Origin of the sequence: Sphaerimonospora sp. CA-214678, from assembly GCF_050942215.1 — a bacterium.
In the GTDB taxonomy this organism is placed as follows: Bacteria; Actinomycetota; Actinomycetes; order Streptosporangiales; family Streptosporangiaceae; genus Sphaerimonospora.
On sequence record NZ_CP192056.1, the window covers coordinates 219,520 to 239,990 of the forward strand.

At 72.1% G+C, this 20,471-nt stretch carries 11 protein-coding genes; 4 read left to right on the forward strand and 7 right to left on the reverse strand.

Annotated features, from left to right (window positions below):
- Positions 1–43: 43 nt before the first annotated feature.
- The gene (locus ACQP1K_RS01005) at positions 44–2,578 is read right to left on the reverse strand and encodes an SCO7613 C-terminal domain-containing membrane protein (RefSeq protein WP_433498973.1); all 2,535 of its coding nucleotides are present in this window, start codon (positions 2,576–2,578) and stop codon (positions 44–46) included.
- Between the two features lie 145 nt (positions 2,579–2,723).
- Between ACQP1K_RS01005 and ACQP1K_RS01010 the strand changes: the two genes are divergently transcribed.
- Positions 2,724–3,311, forward strand: coding sequence for a histidine phosphatase family protein (locus ACQP1K_RS01010; protein ID WP_433498974.1), 588 nt, complete (start codon positions 2,724–2,726; stop codon positions 3,309–3,311).
- A 62-nt stretch (positions 3,312–3,373) separates the two neighbouring features.
- Here the strand turns inward: ACQP1K_RS01010 and ACQP1K_RS01015 are convergent, their stop codons facing one another.
- From ACQP1K_RS01015 to ACQP1K_RS01030, 4 genes are all read right to left on the reverse strand, one after another.
- Positions 3,374–5,032, reverse strand: a complete 1,659-nt coding sequence (locus ACQP1K_RS01015) for a pyruvate, phosphate dikinase (protein ID WP_433498975.1) — start codon at positions 5,030–5,032, stop codon at positions 3,374–3,376.
- Positions 5,026–5,655 carry a transcriptional regulator gene (locus ACQP1K_RS01020; protein ID WP_433498976.1) on the reverse strand — a complete coding sequence of 210 codons (630 nt, stop codon included), beginning with the start codon at positions 5,653–5,655 and terminating at the stop codon, positions 5,026–5,028. The genes ACQP1K_RS01015 and ACQP1K_RS01020 overlap by 7 nt, the downstream gene beginning before the upstream one ends.
- A gap of 14 nt (positions 5,656–5,669) precedes the next feature.
- Positions 5,670–6,794 (reverse strand): TetR/AcrR family transcriptional regulator, encoded by a 1,125-nt coding sequence (locus ACQP1K_RS01025; protein ID WP_433498977.1) that lies wholly within the window; start codon positions 6,792–6,794, stop codon positions 5,670–5,672.
- A 179-nt stretch (positions 6,795–6,973) separates the two neighbouring features.
- The gene (locus tag ACQP1K_RS01030; protein ID WP_433498978.1) at positions 6,974–7,951 is read right to left on the reverse strand and encodes a GlxA family transcriptional regulator; all 978 of its coding nucleotides are present in this window, start codon (positions 7,949–7,951) and stop codon (positions 6,974–6,976) included.
- A 104-nt stretch (positions 7,952–8,055) separates the two neighbouring features.
- Between ACQP1K_RS01030 and ACQP1K_RS01035 the strand changes: the two genes are divergently transcribed.
- Positions 8,056–9,132 (forward strand): saccharopine dehydrogenase family protein, encoded by a 1,077-nt coding sequence (locus ACQP1K_RS01035; RefSeq protein ID WP_433498979.1) that lies wholly within the window; start codon positions 8,056–8,058, stop codon positions 9,130–9,132.
- Positions 9,133–9,155: 23 nt separating this feature from the next.
- Here ACQP1K_RS01035 and ACQP1K_RS01040 read toward each other — a convergent pair whose 3' ends face one another.
- Positions 9,156–10,790 (reverse strand): GH39 family glycosyl hydrolase, encoded by a 1,635-nt coding sequence (locus tag ACQP1K_RS01040; RefSeq protein ID WP_433498980.1) that lies wholly within the window; start codon positions 10,788–10,790, stop codon positions 9,156–9,158.
- On the reverse strand, positions 10,787–11,005 hold the full coding sequence (locus ACQP1K_RS01045; protein ID WP_433498981.1) for a hypothetical protein: 219 nt from the start codon (positions 11,003–11,005) through the stop codon (positions 10,787–10,789). Before ACQP1K_RS01045 ends, ACQP1K_RS01040 begins: the two co-directional genes overlap by 4 nt.
- Positions 11,006–11,195: 190 nt before the next feature.
- Between ACQP1K_RS01045 and ACQP1K_RS01050 the strand changes: the two genes are divergently transcribed.
- Positions 11,196–12,239 carry a LacI family DNA-binding transcriptional regulator gene (locus tag ACQP1K_RS01050; protein ID WP_433498982.1) on the forward strand — a complete coding sequence of 348 codons (1,044 nt, stop codon included), beginning with the start codon at positions 11,196–11,198 and terminating at the stop codon, positions 12,237–12,239.
- A gap of 550 nt (positions 12,240–12,789) precedes the next feature.
- Positions 12,790–20,457, forward strand: a complete 7,668-nt coding sequence (locus tag ACQP1K_RS01055; protein WP_433498983.1) for an SDR family NAD(P)-dependent oxidoreductase — start codon at positions 12,790–12,792, stop codon at positions 20,455–20,457.
- The last annotated feature ends 14 nt before the right edge of the window (positions 20,458–20,471 follow it).

Genomic DNA, 20,471 nt, shown 5'->3' on the forward strand with positions numbered 1-20,471 from the left:
CTCGCCGTACGCCCAGGGCGAGGCCCTCGGCGAGCCGGTACGGCTACCGCAGAGATCGGAGGCCGTCGCGTATCCGGCGGATGTCCCTCAGCCTGGCCTCGTAGGTCGCCCCGATCAGCAGCAGCGCCAGGCCGCCGACGGCCACCGGAACCCAGCGTGGCACGACCGTCATGAGCTGTGCGATCCAGGGCGCGAGCTCGTGCACGGCGACGGCTGCCAGGGTGAATCCGCCCAGTACGGCGGGTGCCTGCAGCCGGAATCTCGCCCCGGCCAGCAGGACCGCCATCGAGGCCAGGCCGAGCGCCGCCGGCCGGATCCAGCCCTCCGGCTGGGCGTAGAGCGCCAGCAGACTCGGGAGCAGGGAGAAGGACAGGCCCGAGCCGTACGCCAGCCATGACGACGACCGTCGTGCCCGCCACCAGCCGATCGCCAGCAGCACCAGGGAGAACGGCACGGTATAGGCCTCCACCGCCTCCACCCCGTCCGCGAGGAGCCGGGTCCAGTGGGCCGGCAGCAGGAAGGCGGTCCCGGCGTAGCCCGCCATCCGCCGGTCGGGGCGTAGCGCCGTGCCGAACCCGAGGACACCGGCGACGGCGCACGCGAGGCTGAACATCCGCAGATCGGCGGCGAGGAGCAGCCCGATCGTCCCCAGCGCGTATCCGGCGGTTTCCACCGCCGTTCCCGGGCCGGCGGCCCTGAGCGGTGTCGCGACGATCCCGGCCGCGCAGGCCACGGCGAGGAGGACGAACGTGACGAACCGCGGTTGGAGGCCGGCGGCGATCCACAGCGCGACCGCCTCGCCGCCGACCAGCAGCGTCGCGGCCGCCGCGGCTCCGACGCGTACGGCACGCGCGCCGGCCGCGACGGCAGGCACGGCGGCCGCGACGGCGAGAACGGGCAGCGTGATCAGCGTTGCCGGCTCGGAGGCGAGCGCCCACGCGCACCCCCCCAGCGCGGCGGCGAGCGCGGGCAGACCGGCCAGGGGGATCCGCGCCGAGAGCAGCGCGAGCACGATCGCCGGCGCGAGCTGTACGGTCATCGCCGCCGGATAGGGCAGATCGAGCGCGACCGGGAAGACGGCCACGGTCACCGCGCAGAACACCATGGCGATCACGGCGAGCACCTGGTGCGGACCGTACGACGTGCCCTCCGCCGACCCGGCCGGGTCCGATCCGAGAGACCGCCGGAGCAGCGGTGCCGCCGCCACGGAGGCGAGCGCGAGCGCGGCGAGCACGACCAGGTCGGGCGGCCCGGCGGCGGACCACGGAGCATCCGATGCCGCACCGACACCACCCCAGACCCCGACGTGGCGCAGCGGCCCGGCGAGGGCGTCGGCCACCGGCGGCAGCACCGGCGTGGCCAGCAGGACCGACATGATCGCCGCGGTGATCGCGGCGGCCGTCGCGGACGCCTTGGCCGCGGCGGAGGCCGTACGCAGGGCGAGAACCGCGAGCGCGGCGACGAGCAGCGCGGCGACCGGGCCGGGGACGACCGCCCAGCGCCCCTCCAGGACCAGGCGGCCGGGAAGCGCGAGCGCCATGATCAAGGTGATCGCCGACGACGCCGAGAGCAGGACCGGCCACGGTCTCCTCGTGGGCGTGTTCGCCCGCATGGCGAGGACCGGTCCCGCCACCACGGCGACGAGCAGCGCGGCGGACAGCCGCCAGGCGACGTGTGGTTCGTGCGTTCCCAGAGATGCCACGATCCCGATCGCCACCCCGAGTGACCAGGTGACGCCGAAGCAGACGGCGACCGACACCCGCTGCTTCACCAGCCACAGCACGGCATCGGCGCAGGCGGTCGCGATCAGCGCCGTGACGAGCCAGACCATGCCCTGGTCGAGCGCCGCCACGACGAGCGGGAACTGCGCGAGCACGACCGCCACGGGAACCGGACACCTGAGCCGGGTGAGCCGCCCATAGGCCGCGGACACCCCGGCGACGACCGCGACCAGCCCGGCCGTGTAGTGCTGGGGGCGGACCCGGTCGAGGTCGGCCAGCCCCAGATGCCAGGCGGCGTACCCGTCGAGGAGCAGCAGTGCCAGGCCGAGCATCGCGAGGGTCTCCGCGGTGGCGTGCAGACCCCGCTTCCGCAATCCGAGCGGGGCGGCGAGGACCAGGCCGGTGAGACCGAGCAGAATCGCCGCGCGCCCGCCGATGCCGAGGTGTCCCCAGTTCACCGCCGTGAACACGACCGCCGCCACGGCCAGCAGGATCCCGCCGAGTGCCAGCAGCAGGTTCTGTACGGCTCTCGCGGACATGTCCCGTGGCCGTTCGGCGGCGTCGGGCGCCGGCGGCGGGAGAGCGCCCGGCGCGCCCGCGGCCTGTTCGGTCCCGGCTCCGGCGGTCGCCCCGGCTCCGGCCCCGGCGCGGACCGCTCGCAACATGGTGAGAAGCTCGCCACGCCTCGTGGTCAGCTGTGCCTCACGTCGGCTGAGCGCTGCGCGTTCCGTGTCGACCCGCCACAGTTCGGCGGCGACGGGACCGGTAAGCGGCAGCGCGCAGGCCGGGCAGGCGGTGGGCCGGCCGGTGAGCGGTGCGCCGCAGTCGGGACACCCGGGGTGTCCATGGGGGGACATGACAGTACCTTGCCGCAAACCGGTCGTCGGCGCATGTGCCCGGCCATGTACGGCGGCCCGCACCGGACGCGGACATGACCCTTCTCGCCCAATCCGGATGATGGTAACATCTGGATTCTCACAACATCCGCATACGGGAGTGGCGATGGCGACGCGGCATCTGTACGCGGTGAGGCACGGTGCCGCGGACCCGTTCGGTGAGCTGACGGACATCGGGCGGCGGCAGTCGGAGCTCCTGGCGGATCGGCTCGCGAGTCTGCCGGTCGACGCGGTGTGGCACTCGCCCCTGCCTCGCGCGGTGCGCTCAGCCGAGATCATCGGTGCGCGCCTGCCCGGTGTTCCCGTACGGGAGGCACCCGAGGCGATGGACCACGTGCCGCATGTCCCCGCTGATCCGCCACCGGCCTGGAGGGGGTTCTTCGACGGGTACGACCCCGCGGAGGCGGCGGCTGGTGCCCGCCTCGCCGACACGCTGATCGAGCGGTTCGCGCGGCCCGCCGAGACCGAGACCCATGAGGTTCTGGTCACGCACGCCTACCAGGTGGCCTGGCTGGTGCGACATGCGCTCGACGCGCCGGCGGCGCGATGGCTGGGGTTGAGCTGCGGGAACGCGGCACTCACCGTGATCGAGTATTACGACGGTGCGAAACCGGCGCTGCTGTTGTACAACGACATGGGTCATCTACCGGCCGATCTGCGCTGGACCGGCTTCGGGCCGGGTGTCCGGCCCTGATGGGCGTTCGGCCCGCGTTCAATGTTCGCGTCCGGCCCGGACGGGCGGCCGACGCCGCTCGATCAGGACGATCGGGCCCGACGGAGCGCGGCATGGGCGGCGGCCAGGCGCTCGGCCTCCTCGCGGTCCGAGCGATCGCCTGACACGTCGTCCGCCCAGGCGAGTAGCCTGCGCACGTGCGCGTCCGCGGTGTCCGTGACGATCCGCCGGCTGCCGAGCGCGACCTCTCCGCTGGTCCCGTCGATGGTCACAAGCGTTCCCGCATCGATGACGCGCCCGGCGGTGCGTATCCCGGTCGACTCGACGGTGAGGTCGCCGATCCCGACGACGGCGGGCTTCGCCATCGCCCGTGCCACGACGGCGGCGTGGCTGGCCGCCCCGCCGCGAGCGGTGACGATCCCGGCGGCCGCGGCCAGGCCGGCCATGTCGTGCGGGGACGTCTCCGGACGTACGAGAATGACCGGGCCGTCGACGGACATCCTGATCGCCGCGTCGGTCGTGGTCGCGATCTTGCCGACGGCCGCGCCGGGGCAGGCCCCGATGCCGCGGGCGAGAATGTCGGCCCGCGCCGATGGCGCCATGCGCGGCGTGCGGGCGTGCCGTAGATGCCGCGGCGAGACCCGGAGCAGCGCCTCCTGTCGTGTGATCAGGCCCTCGTCGGCGAGATCGGTCGCGACACGCACCGCCGCGGCCCCGACGAAGCGGCCGGGCCGCGCCTGCAGCAGCCACAGCTCGCCCGACTGGAAGGTGAACTCGACGTAGCAGGCATCGCGGTCGTGCCGCTCGATCCGAGCCAGGGCGTCGACCAGAGCCGCCCACACGGCCGGTTCTCGCGAGCCGAGTTCACGCAGGGGCCGGGTCGGCGAACGGCCCGAGACGACGTCGTCGCCCTGGCATCCGAACAGGACATCGCCGAACGGGACGTTCTCCCCGGTGTTGGGGTCGCGGCTGAAGGCCACTCCGGTGCCGCTGTGCTCGTCGCGGTTTCCGTACACCATCGCCTGCACGATCACGGCCGTGCCCAGATCGTGTGGGATGCCGTGAAGCTCGCGGTAGGTCCGCGCGCGCGGTGTGTCCCACGAGGAGAAGACGGTCTCGACGGCGAGCGTCAACTGCGCGAGCGCGTCGTCCGGGACCGCGCGTCCGCTACGCCGCTCGATGACCGCTTCGATCGCGGTGATCTCGCTCGTCGGCGGCGCCTGTCCATCGGCGGTGTCCCGCCCGGCGGTGCCGCCTGCGAGTGCGGTGCCGCCTGCGAGTGCGGTGCCGCCTGCGAGTGCGGTGCCGTCCGTGAGCGCGGCGGCGAGGGTCGAGAGGAATCGCGAACGCGACTCCAGGGCGAACCACGCGTCGCCGGTCTCGGCGGCGAGTGCCGTCGTGGCTTCGGTCGTGAGGCCCAGGTCGAGGATGGTGTCCATCATGCCGGGCATCGACACGCTCGCCCCGGACCGGACCGAAACGGCCAGCGGAGTGCGTGTGCCGCCGAACCGGCGTCCCGTCGCGTCCTCCAGACCGCGCATGGCGGTGGCCAGCTCCGCGTGAAGCCCGTCCGGGAGGCGGCCCCGGCGCAGGAACGTCCGGCACGCCTCGGTGGTGACGACGAACCCGGGCGGCACCGGCAGCCCGAGCCGGTGGAGCGTCACCAGGCCGTGTGCTTTGGCGCCCAGCGTCTCGGCGGTCTCGTCCAGCCGTGAGGTCAGCGGGCGAACCCATCTCACCATCGTGGGATCCCGAGGGTGGCGAGCAGGTCTTCGTGCAGTTCGGCCCACACGGCGTGGTACGAGGCGATGCTGTCGGCGACGTACTCCAGCTCGCCCTCGCGTGCGCGATCGAGGGCACTGGCGAGCCGGATCGGGTAGCGGGCGAACCGGGGCAGTGCCGCGGCCAGTTCGGCACAGATGGGTACGACCCGGTCGTGCAGCTCGATGAACCGGCCGAGGACCCGTGCGTCGTAGGCGGGGTCGCTGTGATCGTTGATGGTCGTCACACCGTCGGCGGGCCGCAACTGCCAGGCCGTACAGAGGTCGAGCAGCTCCGGGTTGAGCACCATGAAGCGCTCGTAGGCCGAGGCCACGACCGGGCGGGCGCCGGCCGAGTCCATTTCGTGGCCGATGCGCTCGGCATCGGCGGCCCGGCCGGCCTCCGTGAGGCCCCATCCGCCGAACTCGCCGCCAAGACGTGTGACGTGGCCGTCGACCGCGAGGTCGATCAGCTCGGACTCGACCTCGGACTCGTCCAGTCCCGTGGCGGCCGCGACGCGGGCGAGGCCGGAGTAGCCGCCGCAGCGCAGGGCATGGAGCACCAGCAGCCGGTCGTCGTTCTGTGGGAGTTCGCTGGGGGGCATGTCCTGGCCTTCGGTCAGCGTGTGTCGCGTACGGCGTCGATGGTCGAGGCGGCGTGGGCGGCGCCACGGCCGTGGGCTCGGGCGATGATCGCGCCATCTCGGACGCGTACGGCGGCTTCGGTCTCGTCGTCGACGTCGGGCAGGCCGGCGGCCGAGGCCACAGCGGTCGCGTCATCGATGACCAGCCGCAGGCGCCGCCAGGTCCTGGAGGGGAACACCCGCCGCAGGCACGCGACGAGATCGCCGATCCTGAAGCGGACGAGGTTGCCGGTCTCGGCCGGGTCGTCCGTGACGATCACCACCGTGACCTGCTCGCCTGGACGTGCCGACCGGACCGCCTCCTCGGCGGCGCCCACCCGCCGGGCGCCCAGCACCGTGACCAGACCGTCGACGCCGACGTCGACCGGAGCCCCGGTGATCTGGTCGGACAGGCCATGGGGCGGTGTCCAGGGATCGTGGCAGGACGCGGCGGGCCGGACGTAGGGCAGATAAGGCGGCGCCCAGGTGTCGGCGAGGGGCAGGCCGGCCAGGTGCTCGCAGGCGCGGGCCTGGTCGAACGGGTCGCCGAAACCCGGCGCGAGTTCGGCGAGCACGCCAGAACCGCCCAGCAGCGTGAGAACGATCTCGGCCAGCCGCACCCGGCGCGGCGTCGTTTCATCCGGCGCAGTGGTTATTCCGTCCGGTTCGGCGCCATCCCGCTCGCACGCCTCCAACGCGACCGCGAGCAGCAGTGACTCCAGCCGCGCGACCTGGGCGAGCACGGCCCGGCCGTGCTCGTCGTCGATGACGTTCACCAGGGAGCGCAGGTGCAGGCGGCCCTCCGTCACGGTGTCCCCGGCCAGCGGCAGCCGCTCCAGCCAGGCACGGGCGAACGCGCCGAGTGCGTCGCGCGGGGAGTCCGGCGGCCGAGGGGGTTCGGCGGCGTCGGCGTTCTCGACCAGGTCGATGAGCACCGCCAGATACAGCGCCCGCTTGCTGGGGAAGTTCGAGTACACCGCACCCCGGGTCAGCTCGGCCCGCTCGGCGATCCGGTCGACCTTCGCCGGGCTGTAGCCGTACTCGACGAACTCCCGCCTGGCCGCGGCCAGCACCGATGCGCGGGTGCGCGCCTGCTGCTGGGCCCGCGTGAGCCGAGCCATCACACCGCTCCCTCCGTCGACGTACGGCAATCAGAATACTCTGGACATCTAGATGTTGTCATCATCCGAATTGTTCGATCCGCTGAAGAGCGGTGAAGATGTGAAGAGAAGGACGTGGGGCGCCCGCGATGACCGCGGGCACCCCGAGACTCGGTGGCCTGGGGATGCTCCTATGGATGTCAGCCGGCGATCCGGGCCGCGCCGATCCGTTCGTGGAAGGTCCGCCGGTAGGCGGTGGGAGACATCCCGACGATCCGGGCGAAGTGTGCCCGCAGACCGGCCGGCCCGCCGAACCCGCAGGCGTCGGCGATCCATCCGATCGGCCTATCGCTGGTCTCCAGGAGTTGCTGGGCTCGGCGCACCCGCTGCCGCAGCAGCCAGCGCAGCGGCGACAGCCCGAGCGCCTCGGCGAACCGGCGCTCGAGGGTGCGCACGCTGACATTGGCCCGGGCGGCCAGGTCGGCCGTCGACAGCGGCAGGTGCAGATGCCCCTCGGCCCAGTCCAGCAGGGCGGCCAGCCAGTCGTCCCGGATCGCGGGCGAGGCCGGGCGGCGGTACTGCGCCTGCAGGCCGTCCCGGTGTGGCGGGGTGACCAGGCCGCGGGCCAGCTCGGCCGCGACCGCGGCGCCGTGGTCGATCCGTACCAGATGCAGGCAGGCGTCGATGCCGGCCACCGTCCCCGCGGAGGTGATCACGTTTGCGTCCTCCAGGTAGAGGATGGACGGGTCGACCCGGATGCCGGGGTAGCGGCGTTCCAGCTCCTCCGCGTGCGCCCAGTGGGTGGTGGCCCGGCGTCCGTCGAGCACGCCGGCGGCGGCCAGCACGAAGGCGCCGGAACAGATGGACAAGATCCGCAGCCCCCGCTGGTACGCCTCCCGGACGATCTCCACCAACTCCGCCGGCGGGTCCTCGTGTACGTTCGTGCAGGCGGGGACGACGAGGGTGTCCGTCGACTCCGGGTCCCACCCGTGGCCCACCGGGGTGAGGGCGAACCCCGGGCTCAGCCGCACCGGTCCGGTCCCGACCGGGATCACCGAGAACTCGTACCACGGATCGGCGAGGTGGGGTCGGTCGACGCCGAAGATCTGGCATGGGACGGCCGCCTCGAAGATCGGCATGCCGTCGGTGACGGCCATGACGACGCGATGGGCGGGCATGACGCGAATCTAGCGCAGGTTGACGTCACCGACAGTGGCTCCCGGAGGCACGGCTCAGCACGATCGAAGGGAGTCCCCGCAGCCGGAGCAGATGGAGGAGAACGATGACGGAGATCGACGGCCGGCCCGGCCACGGGCGTGCGAAGCCGGTGGTCGCGGTGTTCGGCGCGTACGGGCACACGGCCGGGTTCGTGACGGCGGAGCTGCTGGAGCGGGGATGGACGCCGGTGCTGTCCGGGCGGGACGCGACGAAGCTGGCGGCGGCGGCCGCGGCCCACCCCGGCGTGGAGCGGCGGATCGCCTCGGTCGACGACCCGGCCGCGCTCGACCGCGCGATCGCCGGCGCGGACGCGGTGATCAACTGTGCCGGGCCGTTCGGCGACACCGCCCCGCCGCTGATCGAGGCCGCGCTGCGCTCCGGGATCCATTACCTGGACATCACCGGGGAGTCCCTGGTCGCGATCGACACTTTCGACACCTACCGGGACGACCGGCGGGTGAAGGAGGCGGGCATCGTGGTGGCGCCGGTGATGGCGTTCTACGGCGCGCTCGGCGATCTGCTCGCCACCGTCGCCGTCGGTGACCGGGCGGCGGCCGACGAGATCTCGATCGCGGTCGCCCTGGACGGCTGGCGCCCGACCCGGGGCACACTGCTGGCCGGGCAGCGCCGGGCCGGGCGACGGGTGGTGTTCACAGAGCACCGCCTGCGAATCCTCGCCGGCGACGAGCCGCCGCCGGAGGGGACCTGGACGTTCTCCGAACCGTTCGGGACACAGGACGTCGTAGGGGAGTTCTCCAGTGCCGACGTGGTCACCATCTCCCGCCACCTCGACGTCGCGCGGATCGACGCCTTCCTGAACGTCGCCCCGCTCAGGGACCTCGGCGACCCGGAGACCGGCGGCCCACGGGCGGCCGACGCGAGCGGACGCTCGGCCCAGGTCTTCCTGGTCGAGGTCGTCGTACGCCGCGGGGAGGAGCAGCGGCGGGCGGCGGCGCGCGGCCGCGACATCTACGCCATCACCGCGCCGATCGTGGTGGAGGCCGCCGAGCGGATCCTGACAGGCCGTGGCCGGGCCCCCGGCGTCGTCCCCGGCGTCGTCACCGCCGGGGAGATCTTCAACGCGGAGGACTTCCTGCGATCCCTGCCGCTGGACGAACTACGCCTTCCCGGCGCGGGGTGAGACGTTCGTCGTGTGGTCATGCGTCATGCCGACTGCCGCAACGACATCACCGCCCACGGCGCGAGTTCGACATCGAGGTCCAGCACCCCGGTCTCGGGCACGGTGAGCGTGAACCTGCGGAGCGCGTCGGCGACCCTGCTCAGATGCTCGGTCTCCGCCCGGGACGGGTTGAGCGGTGACCCGAGCCGGTACCAGGCCTCGGCGGCGTTCCCGTGCTCCCAGTCCACGATCTCGACGAGGAACGCGGCGCCCGGCTCCAGTCCGCCGATCGCATGGTGGATCCTCCGGCTCGGCCCCATCTCGGCCAGCGCGCGTGCCTCGGCGTACGAGTTCGCCAGGCCGACGCCTCTCAGGGCCATCTCCTCGGGGTAGTTGAAGAACACCGCCGACACGGCCGACGTCCGGCTGTCCCGGGTCACGACCCCGTCGGACGTCGCCAGGAGCAGCCGGTCGCCGAGCCGTTCCAGCATCGTGAACGCGTGGAAAGCGGGCTTGTGGACGCCGCTCTCGTTCACCAGGCCGAACCCGCCGTGGAACGGCCCGATCCCGGCGCCTCCCTCCTCGAACACGTCCGTGAACGTCCAGTAGGAGATCGAGTCGGCGAGGGTGGCGCACTTCAGGTACGCCCGCGTGATGAAGGTCGCCGCGAACGGCGTGTCGTGGATGAAGTCGCGGGACGACGGCGACGACGACCACTCGGTGATGTGGATCTCCGCATCGGGATACGCGCTGTTCTTCACGAGCTCGCGCAGGAGGGTCAGGTCGTCGAACGTGGCGTCGGCGTACCGGGTGATCTGCACGATCTCGTCGTTGGCGTCGAACGCGAAGTCGGTGGGGTAGAGGTGGGTCGAGATGAAGTCGATCGGCAGTTCGCGCTCCGCGCACCAGGCGATGAAGTCGTCGATCCACACCGGACGCCAGTCGAGCGCGTCCACGTCGACGGCGGCGGCCGTCTCGTGCGTCGCCGACCGGTCCTCGACCTCGCCCTTGTAACGGTCGTCGGGCACGAAGACGCTCGTCGCCGGCCCGCCGACCTTCAACGCGGGATCGATCTTCTTGATCGCCCGCACGGTCTGCTCGTAAAGCTCGAAGTATTCGGTTTTCGTCCCGGTCCAGAAGTGGGGAACCAGATTCGGCTCGTTCCACACCTCGAATCGCCACTCCCGCACCTCGGCGAGGCCGTACCGGTCGATCCAGTGCTCGACCGACCTCGTGACCAGCTCGACCCAGCGCGCCATGTCCTTGGGCGGGCTGCAGTGGGCGCCCCACCAGAACAGCGTCTCGGTCACCGTCGCCAGCTCGCGCGGCATGAAGCCCAGCTCGACGAATGGACGGACGCCGCGGTCGATGATGAAATCGAATACCTTGTCCACATAGCTGAACGTGTAGACGGGCGAGGCGAGCGGCGTGTTCTGGCCGAAACCGCCGCCGTAGCTCTCCCGATACACGAACATGTCGTCGTGAAAGAGTCCGTGAAAGCGGACGTACTGGATTCCGAACGCGGCGACGACCTCGGCGAACTGCTGCTGCCAGTCCGCGCGCAGGGCTTCGTTCGCCCGTCCGGCGCCGACACACCTGCTCCAGACATGTGGGAACGCATTGTCGCGGCACGGCTCACCGTCGATACTGATTGCGCAATCGAATGCGTATTCGCTCATCGGGATCTCACTTCATTTCTCGGAGTTTTCGGGTTCGCGGCCTCGAAGTCCGGGACGACCTGTGCGACGGTGCTGTCCCAGCTCCAGATCGTGATCTTCACCGGTTCGTCACCGCCGCCGTCGCCCGCGCCGTCCCTGCCGCCGGAGCACGCGGCCGGCGCCGGCATCGGCACGAGTACGGCGGAAAGGGGCCTTACCTTCCAGGAGAGCCCCATGAGCCTCTCCTCTCGTCCTCGACCTCGAAACTATTTCGCAACTTATTCGTTGTTGTTCGGACAGTAAATCGGCTTCTGTCCTGTGTCAACGGGTCGGAAGGAGAGAAATCACCGACAAAATCGGGGTAACGGCAAAGGGTGAGGTCCCGTGGTAGGTTCGAAATTATTTCGTAGACCGATGGGAGCCCCGATGCGACGGCGAGGTCGTTCCGAGCGAGCCACCCTGACGGATGTCGCCCGACTGGCCGGTGTCTCGCCGACGACCGCCTCGAAGGTCCTCAACGGGCGTAGCGACGTGGGGACGAAAACGCGCGAGCGTGTCCTCGAAGTCATGGCCGAGATCGGCTACAAGCCGACGACGGCGCGTCACGAGCAGACCTGGAATCGGTCCCTCGTCACCGTGCTTGACTTCGTGGAGTCACGTTACGCCGGAACCGTGCTCCAGGGAATACTCGTGGCCACGACCTCCGCGCGGGCCGAGCTCCTTCTCCGCCTGCCGCCCGACGAGCCGATCAGCACGAGCCGTACGGCGGCCCGCGCCTGGATGGCCGAGCAGAAGGCGTCCGGCGTCGTCGGCATCATCGCGCTCGCCGTCGCCGTACCCGACCCGGTGCTTCTCGCCGCGGAGGATCTCGAGGTGGCGGTCGTGTCGATCGACCCGATCGACACGACGGAATCACGCGTCGTCAGCATCGGATCCACGAACTGGGCGGGCGGTCGCTCGGCGACCGAACACGTCATCGGCCTCGGCCACCGGAGGATCGCCTGGATCGGCGGACCGCCGGGCTCCGCCCCCTCGGCGGAACGCTTCCACGGGTACCAGGCCGCCCTCGACTCGGCCGGCATCACGCCGGACCGCGCGCTGATCCGCCACGAGGCGTTCTCCGTCGAGGCGGGGCTCCGGCACGGCCATGACGTCCTGACGCTCGATGAGCGGCCGACCGCGATCGTCGCGGGCAACGACGAGATCGCGGTCGGGGTCCTCGCCGCGGCCAAGGAGCTTCACATCGCCGTCCCGGATGAGCTGTCGGTCACCGGGTTCGACGACACGCCGCAGACCCAGTGGACCGCGCCCAGGCTCACGTCCGTACGGCAGCCCCTCGTCGGCATGGGCCGGATGGCCGTCGAGACCGTACTCGGCATGGCGGACGGGGTCCAGCCCGTCTCCCGGCACCTGCAGCTCGCGACGACACTCAGCGTCCGCGACTCGACCGGCCCCGCCCCATCGTCCTGAACCGTCCAGGCCTGTCCTCCTGAACCGCCCCGCCCTGTCCTCCTGAACCATCCAGGCCCGGATCTCGGGTCTCGGACCACGCTCGCGGCCGGCCCGGTCGATCTCGCTCGCCCGCGCGATCGCGCCGCAGTCATACCGCGCCCGGCCGCACGACGACCTCGCCGCCGTCCCGGTGCGGGAAGCGACGCTGGTCACGCCGCGGGTCACGACGGTGATCGCGTGGCCACCGCACGGCCGGTCCGGAGCCGTCGCCGATCTCGTCCGGACAGCGGCACGTCTCCAGCGGAGCTGGGGTGTCCCAGGCGGACGCTCGCTGATTTTCCCATTACTTCACATAACATCCTTCTCTCGGGCAAATACACAGAGTGCCTATGCAAGTACGAAGAGTTGTGATGACATGGTGCCGACCCGCCCAGTCCTCCGCGAGGCGCCATTCGGGCCACGCGGAGCAGGACATGACTTCGCAACACGAGCTGGGCGGACCCTGGCCGGGACAGTAAGCCGACCGGTGAGACACCGAGTCGTGGTGGACCTGAACAGGAAGGGTGAGATGAGCGCGGACGACGCGTCAGCGGAGCGGGCCTCGACGGCGGAGCGGACATGGCCGGAGCACGCGGTGGCGGTGGTGGGCGTGGGATGCCGCCTGCCCGGCGGGATCGTGAACCTGGACGGGCTGTGGCAGGCGTTGCGGCAGGGCGCCGATCTCGTCGGTGAGATCCCGCCGAGCAGGTTCGAGGCCGATCGGTTCGTCGACGACACCGTGCCGAGGCCGAACAGGAGTTACACCCGGGCCGGAGGCTTCCTCGACGAGGACGTCACCGCCTTCGACGCCGCCTACTTCGGCATCTCCCCCAAAGAGGCCGCCGCGATGGACCCGCAGCAGCGATTGTTGCTGGAGATGGCGGTCGAGGCCCTGGACGACGCGGGCATCGATCCGGCGGTGCTGGCGGGCACGGATACCGGAGTGTTCATCGGCATCTCGGATCCCGCCTACGGCACGATGCAGGCGTTGGAGCCGAGTGGCTCGGGCCCCTACTCGATGTCCGGGGGAGCCCTGTCGATCGCGGCCAACCGGCTGTCGCACTTCTTCGACCTGCGCGGGCCGAGCATGAGCATCGACACGGCGTGCTCGTCGTCGTTGACGGCCGTGGAGCGTGCCTGGCGGTCTCTCGCGGAGGGATCCAGCCGGATGGCACTGGCCGGCGGGGTCAACCTGCTGCTCAGCCCGCATCCCTTCATCGGTTTCAGCCAGGCGTCGATGCTGTCGCCGACCGGCCGGTGCCGGGCGTTCTCCGCGGACGCGGACGGGTTCGTACGCGCGGAGGGCGGCGGCGTGGTGGTGCTCAAGCGCCTGGCCGACGCGATCGCCGCCGGGGACCGCGTCCACGGTGTCATCGTCGGCGCGGCCGCCAACAACGACGGCCGCACCATGGGGCTGGCGTTGCCGAACGCCGAAGCGCAGGAAGCCCTGTTACGGCAGGTGTACGCCACGGCGGGCATCACCCCCGACGAGATCGTGTACGTGGAGGCGCACGGCACCGGCACCCAGGCGGGTGATCCGGCCGAATGCCAGGCGCTGGGGCGGGCACTCGGCGGTCGGCGCACGCGCGGAGTCCTGCCCATCGGCTCGGTGAAGTCCAACCTGGGGCACCTGGAGCCCGCCTCCGGCATGCCGGGGCTGTTCAAGGCCCTGCTGGTGCTCCGGCACCGGGTGATCCCGCCCTCGTTGCACGCCGCCACGCTCAATCCCCGCATCGACTTCGACGCCCTGGGGCTGGCCGTCACCGTCGAGGCGCGACCGGTGGACGCGGCCGGCGAGCGGCCCGTGGTGGGAGTCAACTCGTTCGGGTTCGGGGGCGCCAACGCCCATGTGGTGCTGACCGCACCACCCGCCCCCACGAGGGCAGGGGACGAGCCGACGGACAGGGACGAATCGACCGCCGGGGACGAGCAGACGGCGCCCCTCGCGGGGGCGCTGCCCGTCGTCGTGTCCGCGCGCAGCCGGGCCGCGCTGCGGGAAGCCGTGGAACGGACCGCCGCGCACCTGGCGTCACTCGATGAACGGGACTTCTACCACGTGGCCTACACCGCGACTCGGCGGCGCGGCGGGCACCGGTTCCGCGCCGTGGTGCTGGCCGATACCGCCGCGGCGGCAGCGCGGGCGCTGACGGGCCCGGCGGACGCCCCCGAGCCGACCGGTCATGAGTCCGGCGCGGGCGGGCCGGGAGCCGGGGAAGCGGCGGTGGCGGAGTCGGAGACGGTCGAGCACGGGCGGGTGGCGTTCGTGTTCTCCGGCAACGGTTCGCAGTGGGCCGGGATGGGCGCCGATCTGCTGTCCGACGAGACCTTCCGCTCGGCCGTGGAAGCGGTCGACGCCGAACTGACCGATCGGCTCGGCTGGTCGGTGCTCGAGGAACTGTCCCTGCCCGCCGACCGGGTGCGGCTGTCGGCCACCGAGGTGGCGCAGCCGTTGCTGTTCGCCGTCCAGGTCGGCCTGGTGGAGATGCTCAGGGCGGCGGGCGTACGGCCGGGAGCGGTGCTCGGCCACAGCGTGGGCGAGGTCGCCGCCGCCTACGCCGCCGGAGCACTGTCACTGGCCCAGGCGGCGCGGGTGATCGCCGAGCGCGGCATGGCGCAGTCGCTCACCCGGGGGCAGGGCCGGATGGCCGTACTCGGGCTGTCCGAGGTCGCGGCCAGGCAGGTCCTGGCCGGCCACCCGCGGCTGGAGATCGCGGCGGTCAACTCCGACCGTGACGTCACGGTAGCCGGGCCGGACGGATCGCTGAAGTCGCTGGGTGCCGACCTCTCCTCGCGCGACATCTTCTTCCGGGAGCTGGATCTCGACTACGCCTTCCACAGCGCCGCCATGGATCCGGTGCGGCAGCGCCTGGCCGAGGGTCTCGCCGGGCTGCGGCCCCGCGCGGCGGTCGTCCCCATGGCGTCCACGGTGACAGGCGACCTGGTTCGGGGGCCGGAGCTGGACGCCGCGCACTGGTGGCGGAACCTCAGAGAGCCGGTGCGGTTCGCCGCCGCGGTCGAGCGGGTGCTCGGCGACGGCTTCGACGTGCTGCTGGAGATCGGCCCGCATCCGGTGCTGCGCTCGTACCTGCGCCGCGTCAGCGGCACCGCGCGGGTACGCGCGGCCGTCGTGGCGACGTCGCGCCGGGACGAGCCGGGCCCGGCGCGCGTCCGCTCGGCGGTCGCAGAACTCGTAGCGGCCGGGGCGCGGCTGGACTGGGATCGGTACTTCCCCCGCCCCGGCGCTGTGCGATCGCTGCCGGCCTACCCCTGGCAGCGTGAACGGCACTGGATCGGTGGCCCGCACACCTGGGTGCGGACCCACGTCGACACGACGATCCGGCATCCGCTGCTGGGACGGCGGCTGCCGGTGCTGGACCCCACCTGGCAGGGGGAGATCGACCGGGTACGGGTGCCGTGGGTGGCCGACCACCGGGCCGCCGGCGCCGCGGTCATGCCTGCCACGGGGTATGTGGAGATGGCCATCGCCGCGGCCCGGCTCACCATGCCGGACGCCGCCGAGGCGGTGGAGGTGGACAGGGCCGACATCAGCCGGGCCATGGTGGTGCCGTCGCAGGCCGCCGCCGATCCGGTGTACGTGCAGACGTCGCTGCACGCGGAGACCGGGGTGGTCACCGTGGCCAGTGCCGAGCGGCAGGCCGAGCAGCCCCGCGAGCACTTCAGGGCCCGGGTACGGCCGCTGCTGCGCCGGATCCCGCCGCCGCTGGACGTGGCCGCGTTACGCGCTCGCATCGGCACCCGTGTGGACGTGCCCGGCTTCTACGCGCGGGCCGCGGAGGGACAGATGGTGTGGGGGCCGCGGTTCCAGGTCCTGACCGAGCTGTGGGCGGGAGATCGGGAGGTGCTCGGCGCCTACTCGTGCCCGGAGCAGGGGCGGGGGCGCTACCAGATGCATCCGGTGGTGCTGGACAGCGCACTGCAGGCCGGCGTGCTGTGGCTGGTGGAGTCGCTGCACGCGGGCCGCGGCTACATGCCGGCGGCGATCGGCTCCGTCCGCCTGTGGGGAACGCCGGCGGCGGAAGGGCTTGTACACGTACGGGAACGTTCCAGCAGCGCCGAGGAGGTCTGCTGGGACGTCGTGGTCGCCGACGCCGACGGCCGGATCGCCGCCGAGGTGGAGGGCTGCCGGCTACGCCGGATGCCCGGAGTCCTTGTCACCCCGGTCACCCGCTATGAGACGGCGTTACGTGCCGCTCCCCGAGCCGGCTCGCCCGGCACGTACGGCACGCCCGCCGAGCCGTGGCCGGCCCCCGGTCCCGGGCTGATCCTGTCCGGCGCCGCCGAGCAGATCGACCGGCTGCGCTCGGCGTGGCACGAGCTGGACTACCCGCGGTACGCGGCACGGCTCGAAGAGGTCTTCGCCCGTACGCTGGCCGGCGCGCTCGGCGCGCCGGCCGCGGGACGGTCGATCGGCATCGAGGAACTGATCGAGGCGTGCCCGGTGGCGCACTACCGGCGCATGCTCCACGCCGCCCTGCCGCTGCTGGAGCGGTACGGACTGCTGGAGCGGCCGGTCGAGGGCGGCCTTCGCCTGAGGCCGGCGGATGCGGACCCGGGTGAGCCGTCTGACCTGACCAATGACCTCCACCGTGACCTGCTCACCAGGGGAGCGGCCTTCGCCGCCCAGAGCGCCCTGTCCGTACTGGTCGGCCGGTGTCTGCCCGAACTGCTCGCCGGCCGGCGTACCGGCGCGGACGTCCTGGGCAGCGGCGGCGGGCATGAGCTGATGGAGCAGTTTCACGACGTCGGGCCGGTCAGCCTGTTCACCAACCGGATCGCCCGCGCGCTCGTCGAGCAGATCGTCCGGCGGTGGCCGGTCGACCGGCCGCTGCGCGTCCTGGAAGTGGGCGCGGGGACCGGAGGCACCACCGCCGTGCTGCTGCCCGTCCTGCCCGCCGACCGCACCCGCTATCTGGTCACCGACCTCGCCGAGGCGGCGCTGTTCCGGCTGCGGCAGCGCTTCGCGGATGTCGACTTCGTCGACCACGCCGTCCTCGACCTGGACGCCGACCCGGTCGAGCAGGGGCTGACCGCCGGGGAATTCGATCTCGTGGTCGCGGCCGACAGCCTGCACCTGGCCCGTGACCTGCCCGCCGCGCTGCGCCACCTGTCCATCCTCCTGGCTCCCGACGGCCGGTTGCTCATCACGGAACAGCACCGGGTGGGCACCCTGCTGCCGTTCCTCGGCGTCCAGGAGGAGTTCTGGGACTTCGCCGACGGGCACCTGCGCCCGGGCTCGCCGCTGCTGTCCCGGGAAGGATGGCGGAAGGTGCTGGCGGAGGCGGGCTACACCGAGGTCGTCCAGACCGGAGACGACGACGAACGCGCGGCCGAGGACTTCTCGGTGATGCTGGCATCCTTCGGGGGAGTCTCGGCCACTGCTGAGAGGGCTTCGGCTGAGGAGGCCCCGGCCGCCGCCGGACCTGTGCCGGACGCCGTCGGCATGTGGATCCTCGCCGGTGAGGACGGCACCGGCGAGCTGACCGCCGAGTTGCGCACGCTGCTGCGTACCCGTGGCGGCGAGGTGCTCGACACCCGGCTCAGCGACGATCCCGACCACTGGATCATGCACGTGCCGCCCACCGCCCAGACGGTCACCATCGCGGTCATCCTGGGCGGACCGGACGACCCGGATTCGAAGGCGGCCGTCGAGCGGATCACCCGGCGGGCCGCTGCGCTGCGGGCCGTCGCGCTGGCCTGCGAGCAACTGCCCGAGCACGTCGTGACCACGATGTGGCTGGTGGCCCGGCCCTGCGGTGCGCTCCCGGAACCCCACCTCACCGACGTACGGCTCCACCCCGAGGACGCCGCGACCTGGGGGACGACGCGCTCGCTGAGCAACGAGCAGCCGCGGCCGGCGATACGCCGGGTCTGCCTGCACCCGACCGGCGACGCCGTACGGGACGCCGCCCGCCTGGCCGCGGAGCTGCTCGACCCGGGGGAGGAGGACGAGATCCTGCTCACCCGCCGGGGACGTTTCGTGCCGCGGCTGCTGGAGTCGGACGAGCACACCCGCAGCATGCCCGCCGGCTCCGGCGGCGCCTATCGGCTGAAGGTGTGCGATCCCGGGCTGTCGTACACGCTGGCCTGGGAGGAGATCCCGATGCCGCGGCCCGATCCCGACGAGGTCGTGGTCGAGGTACGCGCGATCGGGCTGAACTACCGCGATGTGATGCGCGCGGTCGACCTGCTGCCCAGCGAGGCCGTCGAAGCGGTCTTCGGCGGGCACGAGCTGGGCCTGGAATGCGCCGGCATCGTCACCGCCGTCGGTGCCGCCATCACCGGAACGCGGCCCGGCGACCGGGTGATGGCCGCGGGACCGGTTGGATTCGCCAGCCACGCGAGGCTCAAGGCGTGGAGGATCATCCCCGTCTCCGAGGGGATGACCTTCTCCGAAGCCGCCACTCTGCCGATGGCCTTCTGCACGGCGCACCATTCGCTGGGGCACTGCGCGCGTGTCAGGCCGGGCGAGACGATCCTGGTCCACGGTGGCGCCGGTGGGGTGGGCCTGGCCGCGCTGCAGTACGCCCGGCACCACGGAGCCCGCGTGATCGCGACCGCCGGTACGGCCGCCAAACGCGACCTGCTGCTCGCGATGGGAGCCGACCACGTCCTCGACTCGCGCAGCCTGCTCTTCGCCGAGCAGGTCAGGGAACTGACCGGGGGTCAGGGCGTGGACGTCGTGCTCAACTCGCTGGCCGGCGAGGCCGTCGGCCGGGGCGTGGAATGCCTGCGGCACGGCGGCCGGTTCATCGAGCTCGGCAAACGGGACATCTACCAGAACAGATCCCTGCTGCTGCGGCCGTTCTCCGACAACATCGCGTTCTACGGCGTGGACGTGGGGACTCTCATGTGGAAGGCGCCCGAGCTGTTGGCCGACACCATCTCGCAGATCGCGTCCCTCTATCGCTCCCGGCTGTTCCGGCCGCTGCCCCACACGGTGTATCCGGCCGCCCGAGTCGCCGACGCCTTCGCCATGATGCGGCATTCACGGCATATCGGAAAGATCGTGGTTTCCTTCGATCCGCGCGACGAACCGGTCACCGTCCGGCCCCGGCGGATGGCGCCGCGGCTGGACCCGGAGGCGACCTACCTGGTCACCGGCGGCCTGGGCGGGTTCGGCGCGGCGACGGCCCGCCGCCTCGCCCGGCTGGGCGCCCGCCACCTGGCCCTGGTCGGCCGCCGGGGCGCCGAGACGCCCGAGGCTCCCGCCCTGCTGGAGGAACTGGACGGATCCGGGGTGGAGGTCCGCGCGTACGCGGCCGACGCGGCCGACCGCGACGCCATGCTGCGGATCCTGGACGACCTGGACGCCGGCGGCCACCCGTTACGCGGCGTCGTACACGCTGCCATGCACCTCGACGACGGTCCGCTCGCCGACCTCGACGACGACCGAATCCGAGCCGTACTGCACCCCAAGGTCGCCGGTGCGATGGTGCTGGACGAGCTGACCCGGGATCGCCCCCTCGACCTGTTCGTCATGTACTCCTCGCTCACCCCCATAGGCAACATCGGACAGACGTCGTACGTCGCCGCGAACCTGTTCCTGGAGGCGCTGGCCAGGCAGCGGAGCCGGCGGGGCCTGCCCGGGCTGACGGCCTGCCTGGGCGCGCTCGCGGAAACCGGGGTGCTGACCCGGGGCAGACAGGGAGAGGTGCTCGCCAAGGCGGGGATCCCGTCGATGACTCCCGCGCAGGCGCTGGACGCCGTGGAAACCATGCTCGGCGAGCACGCCGACGTCGCCATGGTGGGCCGCTGCGACTGGGGCCGGCTGCGGCAGGTCCTGCCCAGCCTGCAGCGTCCGTGGCTGTCCCCGGTGCTGCCGCCCGGCATCGAGCAGGAGTCCGATCCGCTGTCGCCGCTGACCGAGATGAGCCATGAGCAGGCGTACGCGTACCTCACCGGGCAGATCACCCGGTTGCTGGCCGCCGTCCTGCTCGTCCCGGCCGACCAGATCGCCGGCGACCGGCGGCTGGACGAGTACGGACTGGACTCCCTGATGGCCGCCGAGCTGCTGACCTCCATCCGCGGCCGGTTCGGCGTCGACATCCCGCCCATGGAGCTGATGCGCGGTGGCGGCACGGTCGCCGACATCGCCCACAGCCTGATCATCCGCCTGGGCCTGCGCGGCGAACGGCAGCCCGCCGAGGTGAGCCCCCGTACCGGAGAGCCGGCCTGACCGGGCCCGGCGCG